The following is a 21,876-nucleotide window of genomic DNA, read 5'->3' on the forward strand; positions in this document are numbered from 1 at the left end:
ACTTGTGCCCGCTCGACGTAGCAAAAAATACAAAAGCAAGCACGGGGCAATGAGAATGAAATTCTGTGCTCCGTTCGAAATGACAAAAGGAAACAGACAAAGACACCTCAAGCCCTAAGCACAGCTGCTATTAGTAAAGCATGGATCAAAGTCCGGATAAACAAACTTTGATTTTCAAAGTATTTTAATTTTTAAAAAAATAGAAAAATGCTTTTACTTGCCGTGGCTACTTTGCTTGGGAAGCAGGAGAAAGCAAAAAAGCAAAAGACACGCTGCCATGAGCATGTCCTTTGCTTTTTCGAATCTTTAAAAAGCTTTACAAAATCATGCCTCCGGCATTGCCAAGGTTTCGTATCGAATAAAAGGCAACGCCTTTCCTTTAAACAAAGCAGCTTCTACCGGCAGTGGTTGGTCATTGGGGTTGGGGTATTTGTTCACGCCCAGCAGTACCTGCTTTCCTGAACGCAAACGCCCGGTAAGTTGTGCAACTGCTTTTTCTGCATCGCGCATGAGTTGTTCTACGGCTGCCGGCTCGCGCAACCAGCCCATGCTTTCCAACTGCTGCAATTGCTGCCATACTTGTTGACAAAAAGCTTCGGTAGCAGCTTCCACAAAATAACTGCCCGATGCCGGCAATTGTACCTTGTCCAGGTAGCTCTCATCCTTCAACATGATGGGAATATTGCGGCTAATGCGCCTTGAAAAAGCGCTATGCTGCCCACTGATATAATCGTAAGGATCGGCTGTAAGCACATCGGCGCCCCCCACCACTGCTGCGGCCATTTCCACTGTAGCACGCAACAAATTATTGTAAGCATCGGCGGCAGTTTTGTTGTAGAGCGCCGTGCGTGCATGCAGCGGCAACCGCCCGGGTGCCTCGATAAGCTGCGCCAGGCGGAACCACAACAAACGCGCACTGCGCAGCTTGGCTATCTCCATAAAATAGCGGCTTCCTATCGAGAAGCTCAACTCCATACGTTCGTAAGAATCTATGCCACGTTGCCGCAGCTCTATGCCATAGGTAATGGCTGCCGCCAATGTATAGCTTAAAGTATGGGTTAAAGGCAAGCCGGCTTCTTGAAAGTTACGCCCCTGTACCGCCAAGCCTGCCTGTGGGTGTTGTTTCAGGAAATCGGCCAAGCGGTCCCACTCTTCCCGCTTTAAGGGTGCCCCTTCTGAAATGATTTTCTCGGTCAGCGGATCTATGAGGCAAGCTGTTGCCGGTCGCTCTATTTGCTGCCAATCAATCACATAAGCGGGGGCAGCCGGCAAGACAGCACCGGGCAGTTGTTCCCAATAGAATTCATCTGCCCCCCAATTCGCTGCTTCTTCATGCAGGGGCTCTTGAGGCGCTTGCTTCGACGGATAGATCACAACCCGGTTTTTCCAGCCTTTCGGTGCCAGGCGCTGCAATAAAGCATGCCGCTTTTGCACTGTGGCATCATTCAGGTCTTCCTGTGTATAAACCGGTTCTATAGCTATGCCTTCTTCCGTAAGACTTACCAAATCCTCGTAGCTTCCCCCTTTTAGCGTTTTTTCAATCAGCTGAACCCAGTCCTTCTTGCTATAGGCGGGAAACTCACTCAACAACGATTGAATATCTTTTTCCATGTTCATAAGCAGGCTTTTTTAATCTATGAGTTGTGTGCCCCATTTGGCAACTTCCTCCTCTGTCCAAAGCGAGGGGAAAAATATGATTTTCTGAAAGCGGGGCGGCAGGTATTTCGTCCAGTTAGTGCCACCGGTTGCCGCCACGGCTTCGCCTTTCTTCTTCATCAAGTACTTGGCTGCTGCCCGCAAATGAGCCAGACGCCAACCTACGTTGAAACGATTATCGAAGCGGCGATATTCTTCACGCAGTGCCTGCCGCTCTTCTCCGGTCAGGTGCTGCCCTTTCTCCTTGAATAAGGTGTACAGGTTATTGCCGGCATGCCGGCGTGCCAACTGCATCAAATGCGCATCGTATTTCTCTTCGAAGTGTTGTAAAGTAATGGTTTTTTTGCCACTTTCCGTTTCTATGGCGCCGCGCTTCCAATAGATGAGCGGATAAAGCGTTTCCACCGGTTCGGTACTTGCCCTGCCTTGCCGCTCGTTTCTGTCGAGCAGCACCCATAAAGAAGTAGCTTTCAACTCTATTTCCCGGAATTGTACCGACTGGAAGCCACTTGCCGGCAACAAAGCCATACGAAACTTACGGAACTGTTCAAACTCCATTCCATCGCTCATAATATCGGACGAGCGCACCAGTATATCCATATAGCGGTTGATGCGTTGCATTTTATCGTGCCAGGTAGCGAAAGGAAGCGAAGCGGTGGCGCCCAGCAGCTGGTCTATTTCCCACTGAATGAGTTTAAAGAAAAGCTCGGTGATTTGATGATAAACTACAAAAATCATTTCATCGGGGAAGGTCGTGCGCGGACGCTGTAAGGTCATCAAAGTATCCAGGGCAATGTAGTCCCAGTATTTCAAGTAGTCTGTGTAAAGCAAGCCTTCGAGGTTAGAAGCCAGGTCTTGTCCGGTTTGAGCATAACGTTGTTGCAGCTGACGGAGCTGCTCCATTACTTTTTCATCTAAATCTTGATAGGTCATGGTAAAAGATGGTTTTTCATACTGGCAATTTTAGTGCAAAAATAAGTATTGTACAAAAGCGGCTTGAATAAAGTAAAGCTAAAAATACCGGGGCATGGGTATGTACGGGCAAAAAACAAAAGGCACCTCAGCAGAGGTGCCTTCTTTGTGGTATGCCGTTTGGCTATTCTACCCTGTACCAGGTTTGTGTGCGGTAGAACGGTCCCAAATAGCCGCGTACTTTCAGCGTATTTTCATCTTCCAGCCACATTTTGCAGCGATACACCTTCCCTTTTTTAGGGTCGAGGATTTCGCCGCCGGTGTACTCATCGCCATCTTTTTCCATGTTCAACACGATGACCATGCCCATCACGGGCTTGTCTTTGCGCCAGTCGCTACATTTGTCGCAAACGGCATCTTGACGGCTGGGGTCAAGGATTTTTACCACTTTGCCGGCATACTTGCCACTTTTCGTTTTGTAAATCTGTACATGAGACTTGGGCTTGCCGGTTTCATCATCGATGGTTTTCCAAACCCCGGTGATGTCTTTCTGGGCAAACAGCAAGCCGCTGGTCAACAGCACGGCAAACAGTGAGAGGAGTGTTTTTTTCAGCATAACTTTAAGTTTTTGTTTTGTACTTAGCACATAAATGCTTGTATAAAATAGAACATTCTACTGAAAAATGCAATGCATGCATAATATTTTTTCTCAGAACCGAACAAGCAGTTTAGAAAAGTAGAAGGCGCCATCGGTGCCATGTTGCACGGCATCCCACAAGCCACCGGTCTCTGTTTCAGTGTCTTGTTGTGTAGGATACACATTAAACAGGTTGCTGGCACCTATCTTTAAGGATATGTTTTTATACAAGTCATATCCCAAGGTTACATCGGTCACTACCACAGGGTTGTAAACGTCTTCGGTGCCCAACCAATCGATAAGCACCACTTTATCGAAGCGTACTGCTCTTATGTTGGCATTGAAGCGGTTGCGCTGATAATCTATGCTGGCGGTGATTTTGCTGGGCGGTGCCGAAGCTAAAAGGAAATGTTTTTCACGTTCCCCAAAATAAATATCCTCTTTACCGCGCAACTTAGCGCTGGTTTTTACAGCACCTAATTCCATCGTATTGAAGTTGCCGGCCAAGCTGAAGGTAAAGCTATGCTCTTCACTCATACGCAACACATAAGCCAGGATAACATCTAAGCCAAAGGTACGGGTGTCCAAGGCATTGGTAAAGAACTGCGCAGCGCCTACCCCCAAAGCTTGCAAGTCGGCACCAATGTCGGGGTCGGTGTCTTCAAAAGCACCGGTCAGCACTATGCGATCGCGCACATCGACCATGTATCCGTCTATTGTCGCGGAGAAGACATCATTAGAGAAGGTGAAGCCCAAGCTGGCATTGAGCGATTCTTCTTGTTTCAGCTGTGGAATACCGAGTGTGCGGGTAATAGGACTGTTGTTTTTGGCAATGATTTTGTCTACCGGCTGCCCCGATACAAAATCGGTAAAGGTGGTGTTATAGTATATTTGCGCCAAAGAAGGGGCACGGAAACCGGTGCTCACGGACCCACGTACAGCCAATTGTTTACTCAAAGCATAGCGCGAAGCCAATTTGGCTGTGAAGGTGCTGCCGAAGTCGCTATAGTTTTCGAAGCGGGCAGCGGCAGCCACCAGCCACTTTTGTGTAATATCCAATTCGCCGTCTATGTAAAACGCCAGGTTATAGCGACTTTCATCCACTTCGTTTTCGGGGCGGAAGCCGGGAAATCCTTGTGAGCCGCCGGGTTTGGAGTTGGGGTCGTTCGGGTCGTCGTAATCTTTCCAAGAGGCTTCTTCCCCGGCAAATATTTGGTAACGGTCGATGCGGTATTCGGTACCAAATGCCAAGTTAAAGCCTTGCATGATGTTTTTATAATAACGGGTAAAATGCAGTCCCGTAATATTCTGACTGAAAGCGTGCCCGCCGGCATCGAAACGGGTGGGTGACTTCACGCCCAAGGAGGCGTTCAGTGTGCCATCGATAATGTAGTGGAAATAATTACGTCCATAGGTATTATTGAAATCCACATCCCAACCCTTAAATTTGCTGCGCACCCCGGCCGAGAACGATATGTCGCGAATGTCGGAAGTAATACGAGGGTCAAAGCCATTGGGATAAATCTGTGGCACATTACGTTCGCTGTTGGCCTCACGTGTCCAGGCATAAGCATCCGTATAGCGCTGGCTATACCCGCCGAAGGCATACACAGCTGCCGTATTGTTCAAAGGCAGCTCGGCATTAACAAAAGTACGGAAGTTGTCTACCGCCGCACTACCGAACCGGCGACGGTAAATATCAAACTTGGCAGGGTCAGCCGGCCGGTTGGTGTGATTTTGTTTCAAGAAATCAATGGTAGTATTGATAAAACCTTTTTCTCCCAAGGCAACCCCATAGTTGGCCGCCACCTGCACGGTCTCTCCGTCAAACTGCTTATCTGTCTTCACATCATATTGCGCCGGCGGTTGTGCATTATACATGCCCGTAGTTACGTTCAGCGAGCCTTTATCCACATCCGACTTCAAAACGATGTTAATCACCCCGGCAATGGCATCGGAACCATACTGGGCACTGGCGCCATCGCGCAAAATTTCGATACGCTCAATGGCAGCCGCCGGAATAGCATTCAGGTCGGTGCCGGTATTGCCCCGGCCGCGCGAGCCAAAAATATTGATTAAAGAAGACTGATGACGACGCTTGCCGTTAATAAGCACCAACGTTTGGTCGGGTCCCAAGCCACGCAGCGTAGCCGGCATGATATGATCGGCGCCGTCAGCACCCGATTGGCGGTTGGCATTAAACGAAGGCGCCACATAGTGAAGCAGCTGATTGATTTCCACTTGTCCGTAGTCGTTGGTAAATTTCTGCACATCGAGCACATCCACGGCTACGGGGGTTTCGGTAACCGAACGGTTCAGGCTGCGGCTACCCACAATAGCTACTTCCTGCAGGCTCAGAGCCGAAGGCTTCAAGCGCACCTCGATGCTCGTACGTCCGTTTAAAGGGTAACGCAAAGGCTCATAACCTACAAACTCGAACAAGAGCACTGCTTGGGAACTGCTTACATTCATAGTAAATTGCCCGTCAGCATCGGTGGCGGTTCCATTGGAAGTACCTTCTTCCAAGACTGTGGTTCCGGGCAGGGGCTTGCCTTCGTCGTCAAGCACCCGCCCTTTGACTTCTACTTGTGCATGAGCTTGCCATGACAGGAGCAGCAACATGCAATAGATAAAAAAGTGTTTCATAGGTTTGTTTTTTTAGAGGTTAACAAAAATTCTTTTGTCCCAATAAATTTAAACTTTAAAAACAAACCACAATAATAAATACCAAGCAAAAACAATATGAAAAAATGTAATACTGTGTATTAAAAAGAAGCAAAATAGACTTTGGAGACAAAAAAAGTAAACAAATAAAATAACAAGGCAATAAAATAAAGGCTAATAATCAAGCATATAAGAAGATGTATCATTATGAACACCCTCACTTACATGTGACACATCAGTTATAAAAAACAAAAACAATACATAATCAACAGCCTGCCAAGGCATTACAAGCAAAACTACTCCCCTGTCGGCAATTTCAAACACACCAACGCACTTTGGGCGGACATACCGAAGTTTATCCGGTCCAGCTATGCTGTTTTTTGCGATTCTTTCGGCATGCAAAAAAATAAGGCAAAAAAAGAACAAGCGCCGCGGCACTTTACCGGGCGGCTCTATTCAATCAGGCAGAAAAAATGCAACAAAAACAAACAAAAAAGGCACTCCGGTCGGGAGCGCCCTTTTTGTTTTTACTATGCAAATACAATCACTGGGTGGTAAAGGTGATGGTTACATTATTGGTAATCCCTTTGCTGGCGTCTGCAATGTTTTTCACCCACACCATGGTGTTATTGCTGAAAGTAACGGTATATTGGCTGTCACCACCGCTGTAAATGTCGGGGCTCAAAGTTACGGTCCCTCCGTTATTGTTTTGTCCCGGGGTGTAAGAATAAGTACCCGATACATTGCCTATGGTAAATTGAGTATCGGTGAAGGAGGCAGACTTACCTTTGATGGCTTCATACTCAGCAGGCAAGCTACCTTGCTGCACAGTCACATCCGATACCTTTACATAAGCCTTAAACGAAGGACCACTGTCGCCACTGTCTTTTTTACAAGAAACAGCAACGAAAAGAATCAGGGTCAAAGCCAAGAGATTGAGAAGGTTCTTTTTCATAACTTATTGAGTTTAGTACTTTAAATTTATCCTACAATTAAACTTATTTTACTCTTTTTTCCAAGCAAAGGATGTTTGCCTTTTTGTTAATTACTTCTTCAACGTAAAGGTAAACACCCGGGTTGGCACAATATTGTTTCTTGCCGCACTGCTACCTTTGCGCTCAAAAGTAAAACTAAAGGTATCAGCATTCAAAGTAGTTATATCAATAATTGTACCATCATCGAGGCGAACCTGCTTATAAGTTTCATCTACAAATCCCCACTCACCTTCCGGCTGGGGGAAGGCCTCATTGCCATTGCTTACGTAATATTTAAAACCGTCAATTTTCAAGACAAAGCCATTGTAAGCACTCACATCGTCCACGGGCAGGCCGTTTTCGGTAATGCTTACAGAAGAGAGCAACCAAGTGCCTTGAATCAGGTCTTTAGGCGTGGGCGAAGGCAAGGTATCGGGCTTGTCGCAGGCAGTCAGCGATATGGCTGCCAACAAAAATACGTACAAAATCTTTTTCATCATGGCTTTCTATTTTATGCTTAGCGTTGAATCATGATTTTCTGAATCAGCTGCTTGCCATTTTGCTCTATGAGCAGCAGATACAAGCCATCCTGCAAGGCGGCATCGACCTGCAGGCTGTTTGCCGTTGTGGTAGTAGTCCACAGCACACGCCCTTTCATGTCGTAAAGCATCAAACGGGCGCCGGCGCGCAGGTTCTGAATCATGAAATAATCCTTTGCCGGATTGGGATACACCTCCACGGCTTGGTTTTGCAGTTCTTCGATGGGCGTCAGGTAGGTATCACGGATGCCGGCCACTTCGAAGTAACGCTCGCCAAACTCTTGCAAGAAGTGGTTGGTAATGGTTGCGTCGTGGATAATCAAGGTGTTTTCGTCGTTGATGGTGTTGGCCGATGTGCTCCAGTTATAAGAACCTGCCACCACCAGGGGGTCAGAAGAAGGACGCGCCGCATCTACAATCAGGTACTTATGGTGTAGCTGGTCGCCATTGAGCAAACTGTAGCGCTGTACGTTTACATTGTGGGCAGTCAGCCAGTTTACCCGGCTGCCGGTTACCGGCTGTCCGGTATCTTCGTCACGGTCGTCCACCACACCTTTTACATCCCAACCCACATTTTGCATAGAGTCGATGGCGGCTGCCAAGTCGCTGTCGGTAATCAGCAACAAGGCAAAGCGCAGGTCGTTATCGCAAGAGTAAATGGCATTCTGAATGGCTGACTTGGTGTTGTCGGTAGGTGCAAAATACACCTCCACCTTTTTACCGCCCACCATCACCTGCGAAGGCGTGTTTTTGATTTTTTGAGAGCCAAAGCGTGCCTTGGTGGCATCGGGGGTAGCGGTATTGCTTCCCCACATCTCTTCGAACTCGGCACGATACACACGCGCCAAGGTTTGGTCTTGAATAAAGAGGAAATGGTTGGGATCGTCGAAGAGGTTGTTGTCTGTCCAGTTGCCCGAACCGGTGATGACGTAGCTGTTGGTGCGGCTGTCGGCATCAATCACAACAAACTTGTTGTGCATGATGCCGTCGGTGCGGCTGTTGTCGCCCAAACGGGGAATGCCGGCATTTAGGTTGCTCAAAGCGGAGTTGGTACGGCTGTGGTCATAGATATAACGCACCTGCACACCCCGCTGGTATGCCCGGTTCAAAGCGTCAATAATTTTGGAAGCACCGGCCGTGTTGGCGTTGTACATGGCCACATCTACCGACACCTGCGCCATATCGATATAAGAGGCAATCAGGTTATCTATCTTGGTGTTCACTTCTGCCTCGCTGCCCCGGCTGAGTTGGGTATCTACAGCATTGTTGAATACCACGCGGATGGTGCCGGCAGACTCGGAAGCCGTGGCAAAGAAATCATATACAGTTACCTTTTTGCCTTCCTCTGTTTCGTTGAGTATGCTGAAGAAATAGAACGATGCCGGTGACAAGCCGGTTACCTCCACGCTGTGCTGTTTTACGAAATCGTTCCCTTCTATGGTACCGATGAAGGTAGTGTCGTAAATAGCTTCACCCCCTACTACAGAATTGAGCGTCAGGTGTCCCCACTTTACTGTATGCTTGGCGGAAATGTTGGTTTCCCAGGTAAGTGTGAAGCGGGTGGTAAACACATCTGTCTGCTGCAAATTGGTTACTGCCAGTCCCACTTCGTAATCTTTGATACCACGCGGTACGATTTGATAGACGCCGTCGAAAGAACCCAAGGGACCGGAAAGGGTCACCAAGCCGCTGGCTATTTCCACCCCTACCAAGCTGTTGCCCGGGTTGATACGATAAACGGGACCACAATCGGAAGAAACAGGGAAACAGTTGCCGGCTACGGGATTGTTGGGGTCATCGATATCGTAGCTGCGCCCCGAAGAGCCGGAGCCAAACACATCGTCACCGGTATCAATAATAACGTCTTCCACTTTCACCAGCATGCCTTCGTACTGCTCAGCCACGGCGGCATTGTTCAGGTCATCGACGGTAAGCACCACCGGGGCGGGCACAGGCTCACCCGATGAAAGCACTTCTATGGAAGTAGGGTTCACGATCTGCAAAAGGGTGCGGAACTCGCTGAGTTCGCCGGTAATCCGTATTTTGTCCCCTTCTTTTAGTCCTTGCAGGGTAGCATCGCCGGGGGCATAAATCCAAATGCCACCGGTAGCATCTTGTATGGCACGGTTGCGGTTGCGGTTGTCGTAGGTGTCATCGTTGGTAACGATGCCTTCCACCGTCACGACCGTACCCAGTGACTGCTGGCGTGCATCAGCTATGCTCATTACGGTTTGAGCGTAACTGAGGCAGGTCCACAACAGCAGTGCAACAGAAAGCGTTAGTCTTTGTTTCATAGTTGTTTTTGTTCGTTTTAGGTAAAAAACCCGGCGGCTGCGCCCACGCACGCCGCCGGTAAGCAAAAATAAGACTATTCTACCAATAATTTCTTCACTGCCACACGCTCATTTTGGCGTATTTGCAAGAAGTAAGCCCCGGCAGGCAAGTTCATTTGCATGCGGGTAGCACCTTCGGCTTTGCCTGCTGCCACACGCTCGCCTTGCAGGTTGTAGAGCGTCCACTCCCATGCCCCACGCAGGTTGTCCACGGTCCAGTTGCCGGCTGCCGGGTTCGGATACACCCGCACCTGCGCACTGAAAGCGGCATCTACGCCTGTGGTAGCGTCGGCTTCGAGGTCGGCAGCTGTGCGCGGCATGATTTGATAGCCTTCATCATAAGGCGCGGTGGCGTCGTCTTGCATCACCAAGCCGGTCAGAGAGAAAGTATATGCCGGCGCTTCGGTACCGAACAGGTCACTGTCGTTATCGATGCGCATGATGTAGTCGCGGTTGCCGTCGGTTACTACCACTGCCCAGTAGTCTTTGCCGTTGGCTACTTCACCCCAACCCGATACTACCTGCAGCTTGTTCAAGCGTACCAGCTGCGACTCATATTTTTCTTCAAGCAAAGTGCCGGCCGCCAACTCAATGGCGTTCATAGTGGCACCGGTACCTACCTTTTGAATGAAAGAAGGCACCACGACGGTCATTCCATCGACATTATCAACCACTCCTTGCACGTGTACCGAATCACCTTCGGTTACGGCATACCCCAAATCGGCAGTACCGTTGTACAATACTTGCAAACCGGCCAAGGGGTCGGTATCGATCAAGGCAAACTGCAAAGAAGTGCCCGACACTTGGTTGATGTTGATGCCATGCACCACACCACGCACTTCCACGGTGGCGCCGTCAAAGATAGATACCCCCATGTTGTCGAGGGTTTGCACCTCGGCTATTTCGCGCACTTGCAGTTCGTCGTCGGCAATGGTGAGGGTATAAACAACCGATTGGTCGGGGTCGAGCTTCAAGCCGCCACTTGCCGCGGTGATGGTAAAGGTGGCACTGCGATCGCCATCGTTGTTGGCATTATCGAGGGCATCCACGGTCAATTCGGCATAGCTGTCGCCGGCATTGACCGAAAGTGTGACAACGCCCGAAGCTGCTGCCGGCGTAGTGCTGTAGTCGGTACCTTCTGCTGCCGGACCACCCAAAGTGATTTCGATAGTGGAAGCACTCGCTGCGGGCTCCGAAAAGTCGATACGCACGACCTTCGACTTGCCTTCCACGACCGTGCCGGCAGTGCTTGCATAATACACATAAGGTGCCACAATTTCGAAATCGGCACTGTTGCGGGCAGTAATGTATTTGCCGCTGCTGCGCTCATTCAAAATACCCGTAATGATAACAGGTGTGGAAGGTACCGGCTGACCGATATAATCCATGTCGTAGAAAGTAGTACGGAACTGACCGGTCAGTGTGCCGTTGGTAAAGTCATACACCTGACCGTTGGCAAAAGTACCCGAAGTAGTAAAGGTTACCTCTTCGTTGATGCGCACTACACGCGCCTCATATTGTTCAAAATTATTGATAAAGTCATCCATGGTAATATCTACCGGCACGATGGCATTGCCCGTGGAAGTAGCCGCCCCGGGGTCGGCGGTGGGCACAAACTGAAGCATATTACCAAATACACTCAATGTACCCGTCAAGCCGGTGATGCCGTCGCCTACATTGTAAGTGGTGGTGATTTTAGGCTGTGAGCCCGGATCATCTATCAAAATACCGGCGGTGTTGTCTTGCACATATTTTTGGTTGCGGAAGCTCTGCTGATAAGTCAGCACCACCTCGCCGGTGACTTGGTAAACCGTAGTGCCATCGGCAGGCTTGCTGCGCAGCTCCGCCAGGTTGGCTACCTGCACCACCGAAGGACCGTTGCCCGTCTCTTCGCCGCTCACTGCCACATTCACCGTGGCAGCACCCGGGCTGCTGTGCGTGATGTTGCCGGTCTTTACCCCGTCGGTACCCGACGAAGGCGCAAAGCGCACGTAGATGGTGGTGGCATTCAAGATAGGAAGAGTAAAATCGGTGCCGGCAACCAAAGTAACGCTGCTGCTGAAGTTCGTGTTGTCCAAAGACACCTCGAAGTTGGCAGGTGCCGTAATGGTTACATCTCCTGTCAGGTCACTGCCCGATACCGTATAGCTCTGCGATGCAGACACCTGCCCGTTGTCCACCTGACCAAAATCAGGCAGGCTGCTTACCGAAGTGGTCAGGGTTGCTGTGGGGGGAGTCACAGAAGCGTTGGTTACCACAAAGTCATCGATACTCCAGCGAGCTGAGCCTCCCGAAGTAGAAGAGGTATATACAAAGGCAATAACTGTGTTGCTGCCGGCGTAGGCGCTTATGTCAATGGGTGTTTGGGTTTTCCAAGTATCAGATTCGTCAGATGTAAGCGTTACCAAGTCTGTCCAGGTCGCCAACGAAGGATCCCCTCCACTATAATTTGTAGATACCTTCACTACTAAATCGGGTCCGGGAAACTTCGTTCTGTAAGCAAATGAAAGTGTAGATGTATTAGCGGTAGTCAAAGCAGGTGAAATCAGCCAGTCTTCATTGTCTTGGGGGCCTCCCGAGAAACCACTCATCTGAGCAGCATCCCCGGTTTGTCCAAAGGGGGTACACTGCCACGTCTGTGCACCCAATACATCATACACCGTGAAGGTGTTCAAGGCATTACAATTCGAGAAATCCTCCACAAAAGAAGGAGCGTTGCCCGTCTCTTCGCCGCTCACTGCCACATTCACCGTGACAGCACCCGGACTGCTGTGCGTGATGTTGCCGGTCTTTACCCCGTCGATGCCCGACGAAGGCGCAAAGCGCACGTAGATGGTGGTGGCATTCAAGGTGGGAAGAGTAAAATCGGTACCGGCAGCCAAAGTAATGCTGCTGCTGAAGTTCGTGTTGTCCAAAGACACCTCGAAGTTGGCAGGTGCCGTAATGGTTACATCTCCTGTCAGGTCACTGCCCGATACCGTATAGCTCTGCGATGCTGATACCTGCCCGTTCTGCACCTGCCCGAAGTCAGGCAAGCTGCTCACCGAAGTGGTGAGTGTAGGGACTGTTGCACTGGCGTCTGTTACCACAAAGTCATCGATGGTCCAGCGAGCTGAGCCTCCCGAAGTAGAAGAGGTATATACAAAGGCAATAACTGTGTTGCTGCCGGCGTAGGCGCTTATGTCAATGGGTGTTTGGGTTTTCCAAGTATCAGATTCGTCAGATGTAAGCGTTACCAAGTCTGTCCAGGTCGCCAACGAAGGATCCCCTCCACTATAATTTGTAGATACCTTCACTACTAAATCGGGTCCGGGAAACTTCGTTCTGTAAGCAAATGAAAGTGTAGATGTATTAGCGGTAGTCAAAGCAGGTGAAATCAGCCAGTCTTCATTGTCTTGGGGGCCTCCCGAGAAACCACTCATCTGAGCAGCATCCCCGGTTTGTCCAAAGGGGGTACACTGCCACGTCTGTGCACCCAATACATCATACACCGTGAAGGTGTTCAAGGCAGAGCAGTTATCAAAACTCTCGGTAAAGTTTTGCGCATGGCTTTGCCCTCCCCACAGCAGGGCAAGGAGCAGTAGCCAAAGTGAGTGTAAAAGTTGTCGTTTCATAAGAACATTTTTTTGGTGAATTACTCAACAAAGATTTTTTGTGTATAGAAGCGGCTCTCGTGCATATAGCGTATAAAATACAAGCCTTTGGCACGGTTCAGGGCATGCGGGCGGCTGCCATGATGCTGCCAGCTTTCGACTATCTGCCCGCGGGCATCGATCAGCTGCAGGTCTGCGCCTTCGGGCAGCCCTTCTACATAAAGGTAGCGCCCGGCCGGGTTGGGATAAAAGCGCACCCCGGCAGCCCCGGTAGTGGTTCCTGTAATGTATTCGCTGTTTTCAATAATGGTAAGCGTCGAAGCGGTCTGCGTGCCGGCCTGCAAGGCAGCGGGCAGCTGCGCCAGGCGGAAAGTGACAGTTTCGCCGTCGTCGGGCAGGTTGTCTTTTTTCAGCCGCACGGTAAGGCTATAGGTCTGCACCCCTGCGGGCAGGGTCAGCGTCAAGCTGTTGCCATCGGCAGCGGGCAGCGTTTCGTAGTCTTCGCCATAAACAGCACTGCCCTCAATGCTAAGCGTAACGGAACGGGGCTCGGTAAGGGGCGCGCTCAGGCTTAGCAGCAAAGGATAGTCAAAACCTTCCTTAAAGCTGTCGGCGGTTTTGGCAAACTGAAGCGCGGGGCGTGCCGTCACGTCTTTGAGCGTAAGGGTGAAGGTAGCCGGCTGGCTCAGGTTCAGTCCATTGGTAGGGTTGGTCAGGGTCAAGACGATGGTCTCATCGACTTCGGTAATGGCATCGTCAAGCAGGGTAATGGTCAGCGTTTGGCTTGTTTGGTTGCCCGAGAAAGTGAGTTGTGTGGTGCTGAGGGTATAATCGATGCCAAGGGTGGCGGTGCCTGCGGTCTGAATGTCCACGCTGCAGCTGTTTGCCAGGTCGTTGTTGAGCAAGACATCCACGGTGTAGGTAGCCGGCGTGCCGCTCCCTTCGTAGGCAATGGCTGCCGCTTCTGCCCAATACACACGCGTGGGCTGGGTAAGCCCCCATACGGCTGACACCCATTCGGGGTGGTCTATGTAGGGGTTGCGGTTGCCTTGTATGGCATACACGGCATTGTTGCGGTCTATTTCTTTCTGCGAAACGGGGTCTTGCACATGCCAGCTGTACAGCAGGTTCAATACCCAGTCTTCAAATACTTTGTCGGAAGAACCATCCAAAACGGCATCGCCTTCACTTGAGTAATGCTCCCATGAGGCGATAACATCTTGATAGCGGGTAGCCATATAAAAATAGGTGCGGGCAAAGTCGCCTTTGTATTCATCGATGGGTTCGAACACAGTGCCCGAATAGCCGGGATAGCTGCACGGACCCAATTTGGAGCCATTGGTGGACACCCAAGTAGGATTGGCTACTTCGCCAAAAGGATAATTGCCGCGCCTGTTGTTTACATAGCCATCGGTGGGGTACAGATGAAAGAGGTCGGAGTACATGGGCGAGGCTTCGTTGAACCAGCTTTTGGGGAAAGAGTGCTCGCGGTTGTAGCAGTCGCCTTCATTGGAATAATTGCCGCATTGGTTGCTGCCGCCGAAGCTGTATTCATAGGCAGGCGTGCCGCCGGGTACGTCGGAGTACATATCCCACACTTTGCCATTGGGCTTTTTGTCGGTGCTTTGAAAGTGGGTCCACAACGAGCCGTAGCTCTGTACGTTGTGGTTTTTAATGATGTTGTGCAGGGCGGTTTTCAAATCGTAGCCTGTTTTTCCTTCTGCCGTGCTATAATAGTTGGCAGGTTGTGCCACAGAAACGATGCCTGAGCACAAGCAAGCTGCGATGACAAGAAACAAAGAACGGTAAAGGTGCTTCATAAAGTAATGCGCATGTAATAAAACCATCGGAAAAGGATTACAAATATAAGGACATTCCCGCAAAAGGGAAACGATTGCCCATATTATCTTTGTGTTAAGCGTTTCTTTAACAGTTTTTTAATATAAAGCAGCTTGGCATTACGGCAAGTATATTGTAGCTTTGCAAGCTATTTGGTAGATTCGTTCAATTGCCATAACTAAAAATCAAATACTTATGAAAGTAACGTTTACTTACTTATGCACGCTGTGCCTCTTGCTTCTGGCAGGCATTGCAGCACAAGCACAGGTAACCACTGCTTCGATGAGCGGGGTGGTGGTCGATGACCAACAACAACCACTTCCGGGCGCCATGGTGTTGGCCATGCACCTGCCCACCGGCGCCGAATACGGAGCCGTCACCGAAGAAAACGGTGCCTTTCGCTTGGTAAACCTGCCGGCAGGGGGTCCCTACCGCGTGGAGGTAAGTTTTATCGGCTACCGGACACAACGCCTCGAAGATATTTATTTGAAGCTGGGGCAAGACCTGAAGTTGAACATTAAGCTGGTGCCCGAAGACATGCAGCTGGAAGCCGTGGAAATCAGTGCCGAGCGCGACCTGGTATTCGATGCTTCCCGCACCGGTGCTTCTACCAACATCACCCGCGAGCAGGTGGAAAATATGCCTACGCTTTCGCGTGGTTTGCAGGACTTTGTGCGCCTGACGCCTCAGTTTGCACCGCAAGACAACGGCGGTCTTTCGTTTGCCGGGCAAAACAACCGCTACAACAACGTGATGATTGACGGTGCGGTAAACAACGACGTCTTCGGTTTGAACGACCAAGGCACGCCCGGCGGGCGCACCGGCTCGCAACCCATCAGCCTGGATGCCATCCAGGAAATTCAGGTGTTGATTGCACCTTTCGACGTGCGCCAAGGCAATTTCGTAGGGGGCGGTGTGAATGCCATCACCCGCAGCGGCAGCAACAAAGTGGAAGGCTCTGCCTATTTCTACGGACAAAACAGCGACATGGTAGGGCGCAAAGTGGGCGACAATGAAGTAGATGTTACCAAGTTTACCTACAACCAAATGGGCTTCCGTGTGGGTGGTCCGGTCATCAAAAACAAACTGTTTTTCTTCGTAAATGGCGAGATAGGACGCCGCACCCAGCCCTACAGCTTCGACTTGGGCAGCTACGTAAACAATGACCCTGCTCAATTGCAGCAACTCACCGACGAGCTGAACCAATTGCGCCAGTTGGTAATCAATAAATTTGGCTATGACCCCGGCGATCCTACCCAAGCCTACGACAACATACAGAACAACAACAAGGCGTTTATCCGCTTCGATTATATCCTCAACAAAAAACACCGCCTGACGCTGCGCCACAACTTCATCCATGCCTATTCGCAGGAGATTTTCCGCAGCAGCACCAACTTCTCTTTCCCGAACTCGGGCTATGACATCACCAACTATACCAACACCACCGTGTTGGAGTTGCAAAGCCGCTTCAACAACCGCATGAGCAATGAGTTCCGTATAGGCTACAACAACATCTATGACGTACGCGACAACAAAGCACGTCCGTTCCCACAATTGCGCGTACCCAACAGCAGCATCGGCACGGTCATCATAGGCACCGACCGCTTTGCCGGCTTGAACAGCCTCAAGCAAGACCTCATTGAAATCACCGACAACTTCACCTATGTGCGTGGCAAACACACCTTCCTTGCCGGTACCAAAACAGAGATTTATTTCTTCGATAACAAATTCATTCCTTCATTTACCGGCGAGTGGAGCTTCAACAGCGTATTTGCGCCCACCGACCCGCAGGCTCCTGACTACAGCCTCGAGTCCGGCGTTCCTACTTTCTACGTAAAAGAATACTCACGCACCGGCGACCCCAAACAAGGAGCACAATGGGGGGCTATCAATCCGGCCGTGTATATTCAAGACACCTATGAACCCACTGCCAACCTGCGCCTGACGCTGGGCTTGCGTGCCGACATTCCCTTCATGGTCAACGACATAGACTACAACCCCACCTTCGAAGAAGTATTTGGTTTTCCCAACAACAGAAAGCCTAAAACCCGCGTCTTGTGGTCGCCGCGCTTCGGCGTGAACTGGGACGTAGCCGGCAAAGGCAAAACCCAAGTGCGCGGTGGTGTGGGTATATTCACCGGGCGTCCGCCGTTTGTGTGGTTGTCGAACCAATACAGCAACACAGGCGTTACTTTCGGTGCCATACAGCTGGCACAAGCCGACTTGAACACCATCTTCGAAGGCTTGAGCCCGCAAGAACGCGATGCCATCATTTCCGACCCCAACTATTTGCCACCCAATGCCGGCGGCACCCAAGGCACTTCACTCATCAACATCAGCAACCCCGATTTGCGCCTGCCGCAAGTGGCACGCTTCAATGCCGCCGTTGACCAAGAGCTGCCTTATGGCATTGTGGCTACGGCCGAATTCATCTACTCCAAAACGCTGAACGACCTGTATGTGCGCAATCTGAATTTGGCAGGCAAGCAAGGCGTACTCAACAATGAAGGGCGTCCGGTTTACGGCATCCCCGGACAAGGTCCCGTATTGGTGGCGCCCAATCAATTCACCGGCGTGTATTCGCTAGAAAACACCGATGGCGGCTATCAATACAGCCTCACCGGTCAGCTGCAGAAAAACGGCAAGAACTACTTCGCCAACGTGGCTTATACCTACTCTATTGCCAAAACCATCGCCAGTGGGGGCGCTTCGCGTGCGCAATCGAACTTCTCCAACACCCCCATTTCGGGCGACCCCAACAATCCCACCTTGGGCTTTAGCGACTACAACCTGAAACACCGCTTGATTGCTGCCGGCGGCTATACCTTCAACTACAGCAAGCATGCCTCTACCCAAATCGCCCTGTTCTATTCGGCACAATCGGGACGCCCCTACTCTTTCACCGTAGGCAGTGGCGGCTTGCAAGACATCAACGCCGACGGTGTCATTGGCAACGAGCTGATTTACATACCGCGCAATGCCAACGAAATAGAATTTACCGACTACACCACCACCGTTACCGATGCCAACGGGCAGGAAGTAAGCTATACGGTCACCGCAGCCGAGCAATGGGAAGCATTCAATGCGTTCATAGAAAATGAACCTTCATTGAAGAACCGTCGTGGTCAGTTTGCCGAGCGCAACAGCGCCAATGCCCCGTGGAACCACAGCTTGGATGTGCGCATCACCCAAAACCTGAACACTGAGGCATGGGGCATCAACCACCGCCTGCAGCTGACGCTTGACATCTTCAACGTATTCAATCTGTTGAACCCGGCATGGGGACAAATACGCTTCGGGCGTGGCAATGTGTTGCTTGCCGATTCGTATAACACCACCACCGGCAACGTGCGCTACCGCTTCAACCAAAGCCGCGCCGTACCCGTGGAATACGACGACCAAGGCAATGTAACCAAAGTGCGTTTGGAATTTGACAAATACGGCACTTCGAGCTTCAGCTCGCTGTGGCGTATGCAGGTAGGGGTTCGCTACACCTTCTAACTCCCCTCTCTGCTAAAAATATCAAGCGGCTGTTCCGTAAAGGACAGCCGCTTTTCTTTTTTGAGTTGCCTCGATAAACAGAGTACCGGCAGGCAGGAAATTGCCCTCAACAAAAAGGCTTTCAGCCTTGCTGCTGCCGGGCAAAATTTAGCTCGCCAGCTTGTCGAGCGTATAAACAATCAGCTCCTCCACCACTTCTTTGGGCTTTTCTGCGAATATGCCGTTTGTACGGTCTGCTAAGATGGCATTGAGTGAAATCATGTCGTGCCCCAACAGTTGCGCCATGGCATAATAGCCGGCTGTTTCCATTTCGAGGTTGGTCAGGCGCAAGCCTTCATATTCAAAAGATTGCAGGCGCTGCACCCAGTCTTTCAAGCGCGCCGGCGCACGCAGTTCCCGCCCTTGGGGCGCATAAAAACCGGGACAGGTAAGCGTAACGCCCTGTGTCAAGCCGGAAAAAAGTTCAAGTAAAGCGGGCGAAGCAGGGGCGGCATAAGGCTCAAAAGGCAGTGCCAAGTGTTGCTGCAACTGCTGCATGGCTGCTTTTAGCTGTTGTTCTTTTGGGGTGTCGTAGTCGTAAAAACACATGAGCGTATCGATACCCACGCCCACTGCCGATGCCAGCAAACTGCCCACCGGCACCCCGGCTTGTATGCTTCCCGAAGTACCCACACGCACAATGCGCAGGCGCCGCGGGTTTGACTTAGGCAGCCGTTTCTCCAAATCTATATTTGCCAGGGCATCCAGTTCAGTCATCAGAATCTCGACATTGTCGGTGCCCATGCCCGAAGAAATCACGGTCATGCGAACGCCCCGGTAGCTGCCTGTATGTGTCACAAATTCGCGCTTGTGTAAGCGGTACTCTATTTTTTCAAAGTGGCGGGAAATCATGGGCACCCGCTCGGGGTCGCCTACCACAATCACGGTATCGGCCAGTTGCTCAGGGCGCAGCCCCAAGTGATAAATGCTTCCATCGGGATTGACTATCAGTTCTGAAGCCGGATAAGTGGAAATATTCATGTGCTTTTTGCTGCCAAGATACGCAAGAAAAGAAGTTCATTCAATGAGCAAAAGCAGGCAGCAGCTATAAAGCTTGTTGAATCAGCTCTGCTATGCGCGCTTGTTGGGCTTCGGTCAAGGCATGCCCCGAAGGCAGGCATAAGCCATGGGCATAGAGGTGGGTGGCGGTGTCATCTTCCGTAAAAAACAGACATTGACGGGCAAGGGGCTGCCGGTGTAAGGGATTCCAGAGGCGACGGCACTCCACCCCCGCTTCCCGGAGACGACACATGGCTGCTTCCCGCATGGCAGGCTTGGCAAACAGCAGGCAGTTGAGCCAATAAGTAGGCTGCACTTGGGGCAATACCGGCTGCCAGACAATATGCTCTTTTTGCTCGCTTTCCTTCAACAGACGGCGGTAATGCCCGGCAATTTCGCGCTTGCGTTCAATGAAATGTGGCAAATATTCCATTTGGGCGCACCCCACTGCTGCCAACAGGTTGCTCATACGGTAATTGTAGCCCACTTCTTCGTGGCACCAGTCGCCGTTTGTTGCCTGTTTGGCCTGTGTAGCCCAATAAAGCACTTTTTTTGCCACTTCTTCATCTGCCGACAAAAAAGCGCCGCCGCCCGAAGTAGTAATGATTTTATTGCCGTTGAAAGAAAGGGCTGCCGTGACACCGAAAGTGCCCGCCGGCTGTTGTCCCCATCTTGCGCCCAAGGCTTCGGCGGCGTCTTCTACCAACGGCACCTCATAGGCTTGTGCCAGGTTACACAAAGCATCTACCGGCGCCATGGCGCCATAAAGGTGTACCGGCAACAGTGCCCCTATGCGCCGCCCCTGCTTTTTTAAGCTTACGATAGCCCGCTCGGTAGCCTGCACGCTCATATGCCAATGGGTGGCGTCGCTATCGACCAATACGGGCTCTGCCCCCAAATAGCGAACAGCATTGTAGGTAGCCACGAAAGTGAAAGCAGGCAGAATAACCGCATCACCGACGCGCACCCCTGCCGCCTTCAACGCCAAATGTAAGGCAGCCGTGCCGGTGTTGAGCGCCACCGCTGCCACGCCGTGATAAGCACGCAAGAGTGCCTCAAAGCGGTTAAGAAAAGGACCGGCAGGCGCCATCCATCCGCTGTCTATGGCTTCTTGCACATAGCGCTTGGTATTGGGGGCAGGGAACGGAGGCGACAAATAAATTTCATATGTGCTCATGACGGTTCATCCATTGGCGCAACACAAAGAAGGGCGTCCGCCATAAAATATACAAATCGAAGCAGAAGCTTTGGCGCTGCACATACTCTATGTCGTAGTGCATCTTTTCATTCCAAGCCAGGGCTTTGCCGCCTTGTATTTGCGCCCAGCCCGTAATGCCGGGCTTGACAGCATGGCGCTGCCTTTCGGCGGGGCTGTAACGAGGCAAATACTCGGGCAACAGGGGACGTGGTCCTACAAAAGACATGTCGCCCCGCAAAATATTCCACAGCTGCGGCAGCTCATCCAAGCCGCTGTCACGCAAAAGGCGCCCTACGGCCGTTGCCCTGCTCTCATCGTGGGGGTCTTCACCCGCTCGTGCGGGGCGCATGGTTTTGAACTTGAGAAGATAAAAAGGGCGCTCATTCCTGCCTATCCGCAATTGGCAAAAGAAAGGGTTGCCCCGCCAATAGACGGTCAGGCACAACGTAAGCAAAAAAAATAAGGGCATCAGCAGAATTGCCAATGCCAAAGCTGCGGTGTAGTCAAAGAAAGGTTTGACCCAACGAGCATAAAGCCCCATAGGCGCGTTACTTCAAAAACACACGCTTCGTCGTGCTGTATTTGGTATTGCCCACCTCGACAATATACACATCGGAACGCGCATGCGACATGTCAAACTCTTTGACGTAATTGCCTTTTTTGGTTACGCGCTCTTGATACACCAAGTTGCCAATCACATCATACACGCGCAAAAACACGCCGTCCGTGTCGTTATAAAAACGCACGATAAAACGGCGGTTGCCGATAGCCTGTACTTCGAAGTCTATAGGGTTGAATATGTCGATGGCTTCTTCCGGGCTTTCTTCCACCCATATGTTGGTTAAAGTCGGAGGTAAATGCTCGATATGCTTGCGCACAATGGCTCCCCCCTGTGCTACGCCGGCCAAGCCAATCACCAATAAAAGATATGTAGAAAATTTTCCCATAAGCGACGTTTACCTCCTTTTCTATTTTTTTAGTATATCAAATTT

At 50.9% G+C, this 21,876-nt stretch carries 14 protein-coding genes; 1 reads left to right on the top strand and 13 read right to left on the bottom strand.

Annotation, left to right across the window (positions count from 1 at the left end; genetic code table 11):
- Window positions 1-324: 324 nt before the first annotated feature.
- The 9 genes from QVE43_RS01975 to QVE43_RS02015 all read right to left on the bottom strand — a co-directional run bounded on the left by QVE43_RS01975 (window position 325) and on the right by QVE43_RS02015 (window position 15,128).
- Entirely contained in the window at window positions 325-1,617 is a 1,293-nt protein-coding gene (locus tag QVE43_RS01975) for a methylmalonyl-CoA mutase family protein (RefSeq protein ID WP_288004047.1), read from the bottom strand.
- A 12-nt stretch (window positions 1,618-1,629) separates the two neighbouring features.
- Window positions 1,630-2,589 carry a tryptophan 2,3-dioxygenase family protein gene (locus QVE43_RS01980; RefSeq protein WP_288004048.1) on the bottom strand — a complete coding sequence of 320 codons (960 nt, stop codon included), beginning with the start codon at window positions 2,587-2,589 and terminating at the stop codon, window positions 1,630-1,632.
- A gap of 163 nt (window positions 2,590-2,752) precedes the next feature.
- A complete protein-coding gene (locus tag QVE43_RS01985) occupies window positions 2,753-3,184 on the bottom strand; it encodes a DUF2147 domain-containing protein (protein ID WP_038029853.1) in 432 nt (143 codons plus the stop codon).
- A gap of 93 nt (window positions 3,185-3,277) precedes the next feature.
- The gene (locus tag QVE43_RS01990) at window positions 3,278-5,851 is read right to left on the bottom strand and encodes a TonB-dependent receptor (RefSeq protein WP_288004049.1); all 2,574 of its coding nucleotides are present in this window, start codon (window positions 5,849-5,851) and stop codon (window positions 3,278-3,280) included.
- Window positions 5,852-6,413: 562 nt separating this feature from the next.
- Window positions 6,414-6,824, bottom strand: coding sequence for a hypothetical protein (locus QVE43_RS01995; protein WP_288004050.1), 411 nt, complete (start codon window positions 6,822-6,824; stop codon window positions 6,414-6,416).
- Window positions 6,825-6,914: 90 nt separating this feature from the next.
- The gene (locus QVE43_RS02000) at window positions 6,915-7,343 is read right to left on the bottom strand and encodes a hypothetical protein (protein WP_288004051.1); all 429 of its coding nucleotides are present in this window, start codon (window positions 7,341-7,343) and stop codon (window positions 6,915-6,917) included.
- A 17-nt stretch (window positions 7,344-7,360) separates the two neighbouring features.
- The gene (locus QVE43_RS02005; RefSeq protein WP_288004052.1) at window positions 7,361-9,676 is read right to left on the bottom strand and encodes a phospholipase D-like domain-containing protein; all 2,316 of its coding nucleotides are present in this window, start codon (window positions 9,674-9,676) and stop codon (window positions 7,361-7,363) included.
- A 74-nt stretch (window positions 9,677-9,750) separates the two neighbouring features.
- Window positions 9,751-13,329 carry a T9SS-dependent choice-of-anchor J family protein gene (locus QVE43_RS02010; RefSeq protein ID WP_288004053.1) on the bottom strand — a complete coding sequence of 1,193 codons (3,579 nt, stop codon included), beginning with the start codon at window positions 13,327-13,329 and terminating at the stop codon, window positions 9,751-9,753.
- 20 nt (window positions 13,330-13,349) lie between these two features.
- Complete coding sequence (locus QVE43_RS02015) at window positions 13,350-15,128, bottom strand: endonuclease (protein ID WP_288004054.1); 1,779 nt, start codon at window positions 15,126-15,128, stop codon at window positions 13,350-13,352.
- A gap of 214 nt (window positions 15,129-15,342) precedes the next feature.
- On the opposite strand from QVE43_RS02015, the gene QVE43_RS02020 reads away from it, so the two are divergent.
- Entirely contained in the window at window positions 15,343-18,648 is a 3,306-nt protein-coding gene (locus QVE43_RS02020; protein WP_288004055.1) for a carboxypeptidase regulatory-like domain-containing protein, read from the top strand.
- 147 nt (window positions 18,649-18,795) lie between these two features.
- On the opposite strand, the gene QVE43_RS02025 is transcribed toward QVE43_RS02020, so the two are convergent.
- The 4 genes from QVE43_RS02025 to QVE43_RS02040 form a co-directional block, all read right to left on the bottom strand.
- Window positions 18,796-19,668, bottom strand: coding sequence for a nucleoside phosphorylase (locus QVE43_RS02025; protein WP_288004056.1), 873 nt, complete (start codon window positions 19,666-19,668; stop codon window positions 18,796-18,798).
- A gap of 64 nt (window positions 19,669-19,732) precedes the next feature.
- A complete protein-coding gene (locus QVE43_RS02030) occupies window positions 19,733-20,863 on the bottom strand; it encodes an aminotransferase class I/II-fold pyridoxal phosphate-dependent enzyme (RefSeq protein ID WP_288004057.1) in 1,131 nt (376 codons plus the stop codon).
- Window positions 20,850-21,425 (bottom strand): sugar transferase, encoded by a 576-nt coding sequence (locus QVE43_RS02035; protein ID WP_288004058.1) that lies wholly within the window; start codon window positions 21,423-21,425, stop codon window positions 20,850-20,852. The genes QVE43_RS02030 and QVE43_RS02035 overlap by 14 nt, the downstream gene beginning before the upstream one ends.
- Before the next feature lie 7 nt (window positions 21,426-21,432).
- A complete protein-coding gene (locus QVE43_RS02040; protein WP_038029410.1) occupies window positions 21,433-21,831 on the bottom strand; it encodes a T9SS type A sorting domain-containing protein in 399 nt (132 codons plus the stop codon).
- Window positions 21,832-21,876 lie beyond the last annotated feature (45 nt).

The organism is Thermonema sp., from assembly GCF_026003375.1.
Lineage (GTDB): Bacteria > Bacteroidota > Bacteroidia > Cytophagales > Thermonemataceae > Thermonema > Thermonema rossianum.

What these genes read in the sequence shown, in the direction of transcription:
- QVE43_RS01975 (WP_288004047.1), bottom strand. Translation starts at nt 1,617, where the DNA reads ATGAACATGGAAAAAGATATTCAATCGTTGTTGAGTGAGTTTCCCGCC.
- QVE43_RS01980 (WP_288004048.1), bottom strand. Translation starts at nt 2,589, where the DNA reads ATGACCTATCAAGATTTAGATGAAAAAGTAATGGAGCAGCTCCGTCAG.
- QVE43_RS01985 (WP_038029853.1), bottom strand. Translation starts at nt 3,184, where the DNA reads ATGCTGAAAAAAACACTCCTCTCACTGTTTGCCGTGCTGTTGACCAGC.
- QVE43_RS01990 (WP_288004049.1), bottom strand. Translation starts at nt 5,851, where the DNA reads ATGAAACACTTTTTTATCTATTGCATGTTGCTGCTCCTGTCATGGCAA.
- QVE43_RS01995 (WP_288004050.1), bottom strand. Translation starts at nt 6,824, where the DNA reads ATGAAAAAGAACCTTCTCAATCTCTTGGCTTTGACCCTGATTCTTTTC.
- QVE43_RS02000 (WP_288004051.1), bottom strand. Translation starts at nt 7,343, where the DNA reads ATGATGAAAAAGATTTTGTACGTATTTTTGTTGGCAGCCATATCGCTG.
- QVE43_RS02005 (WP_288004052.1), bottom strand. Translation starts at nt 9,676, where the DNA reads ATGAAACAAAGACTAACGCTTTCTGTTGCACTGCTGTTGTGGACCTGC.
- QVE43_RS02010 (WP_288004053.1), bottom strand. Translation starts at nt 13,329, where the DNA reads ATGAAACGACAACTTTTACACTCACTTTGGCTACTGCTCCTTGCCCTG.
- QVE43_RS02015 (WP_288004054.1), bottom strand. Translation starts at nt 15,128, where the DNA reads ATGAAGCACCTTTACCGTTCTTTGTTTCTTGTCATCGCAGCTTGCTTG.
- QVE43_RS02020 (WP_288004055.1), top strand. Translation starts at nt 15,343, where the DNA reads ATGAAAGTAACGTTTACTTACTTATGCACGCTGTGCCTCTTGCTTCTG.
- QVE43_RS02025 (WP_288004056.1), bottom strand. Translation starts at nt 19,668, where the DNA reads ATGAATATTTCCACTTATCCGGCTTCAGAACTGATAGTCAATCCCGAT.
- QVE43_RS02030 (WP_288004057.1), bottom strand. Translation starts at nt 20,863, where the DNA reads ATGAGCACATATGAAATTTATTTGTCGCCTCCGTTCCCTGCCCCCAAT.
- QVE43_RS02035 (WP_288004058.1), bottom strand. Translation starts at nt 21,425, where the DNA reads ATGGGGCTTTATGCTCGTTGGGTCAAACCTTTCTTTGACTACACCGCA.
- QVE43_RS02040 (WP_038029410.1), bottom strand. Translation starts at nt 21,831, where the DNA reads ATGGGAAAATTTTCTACATATCTTTTATTGGTGATTGGCTTGGCCGGC.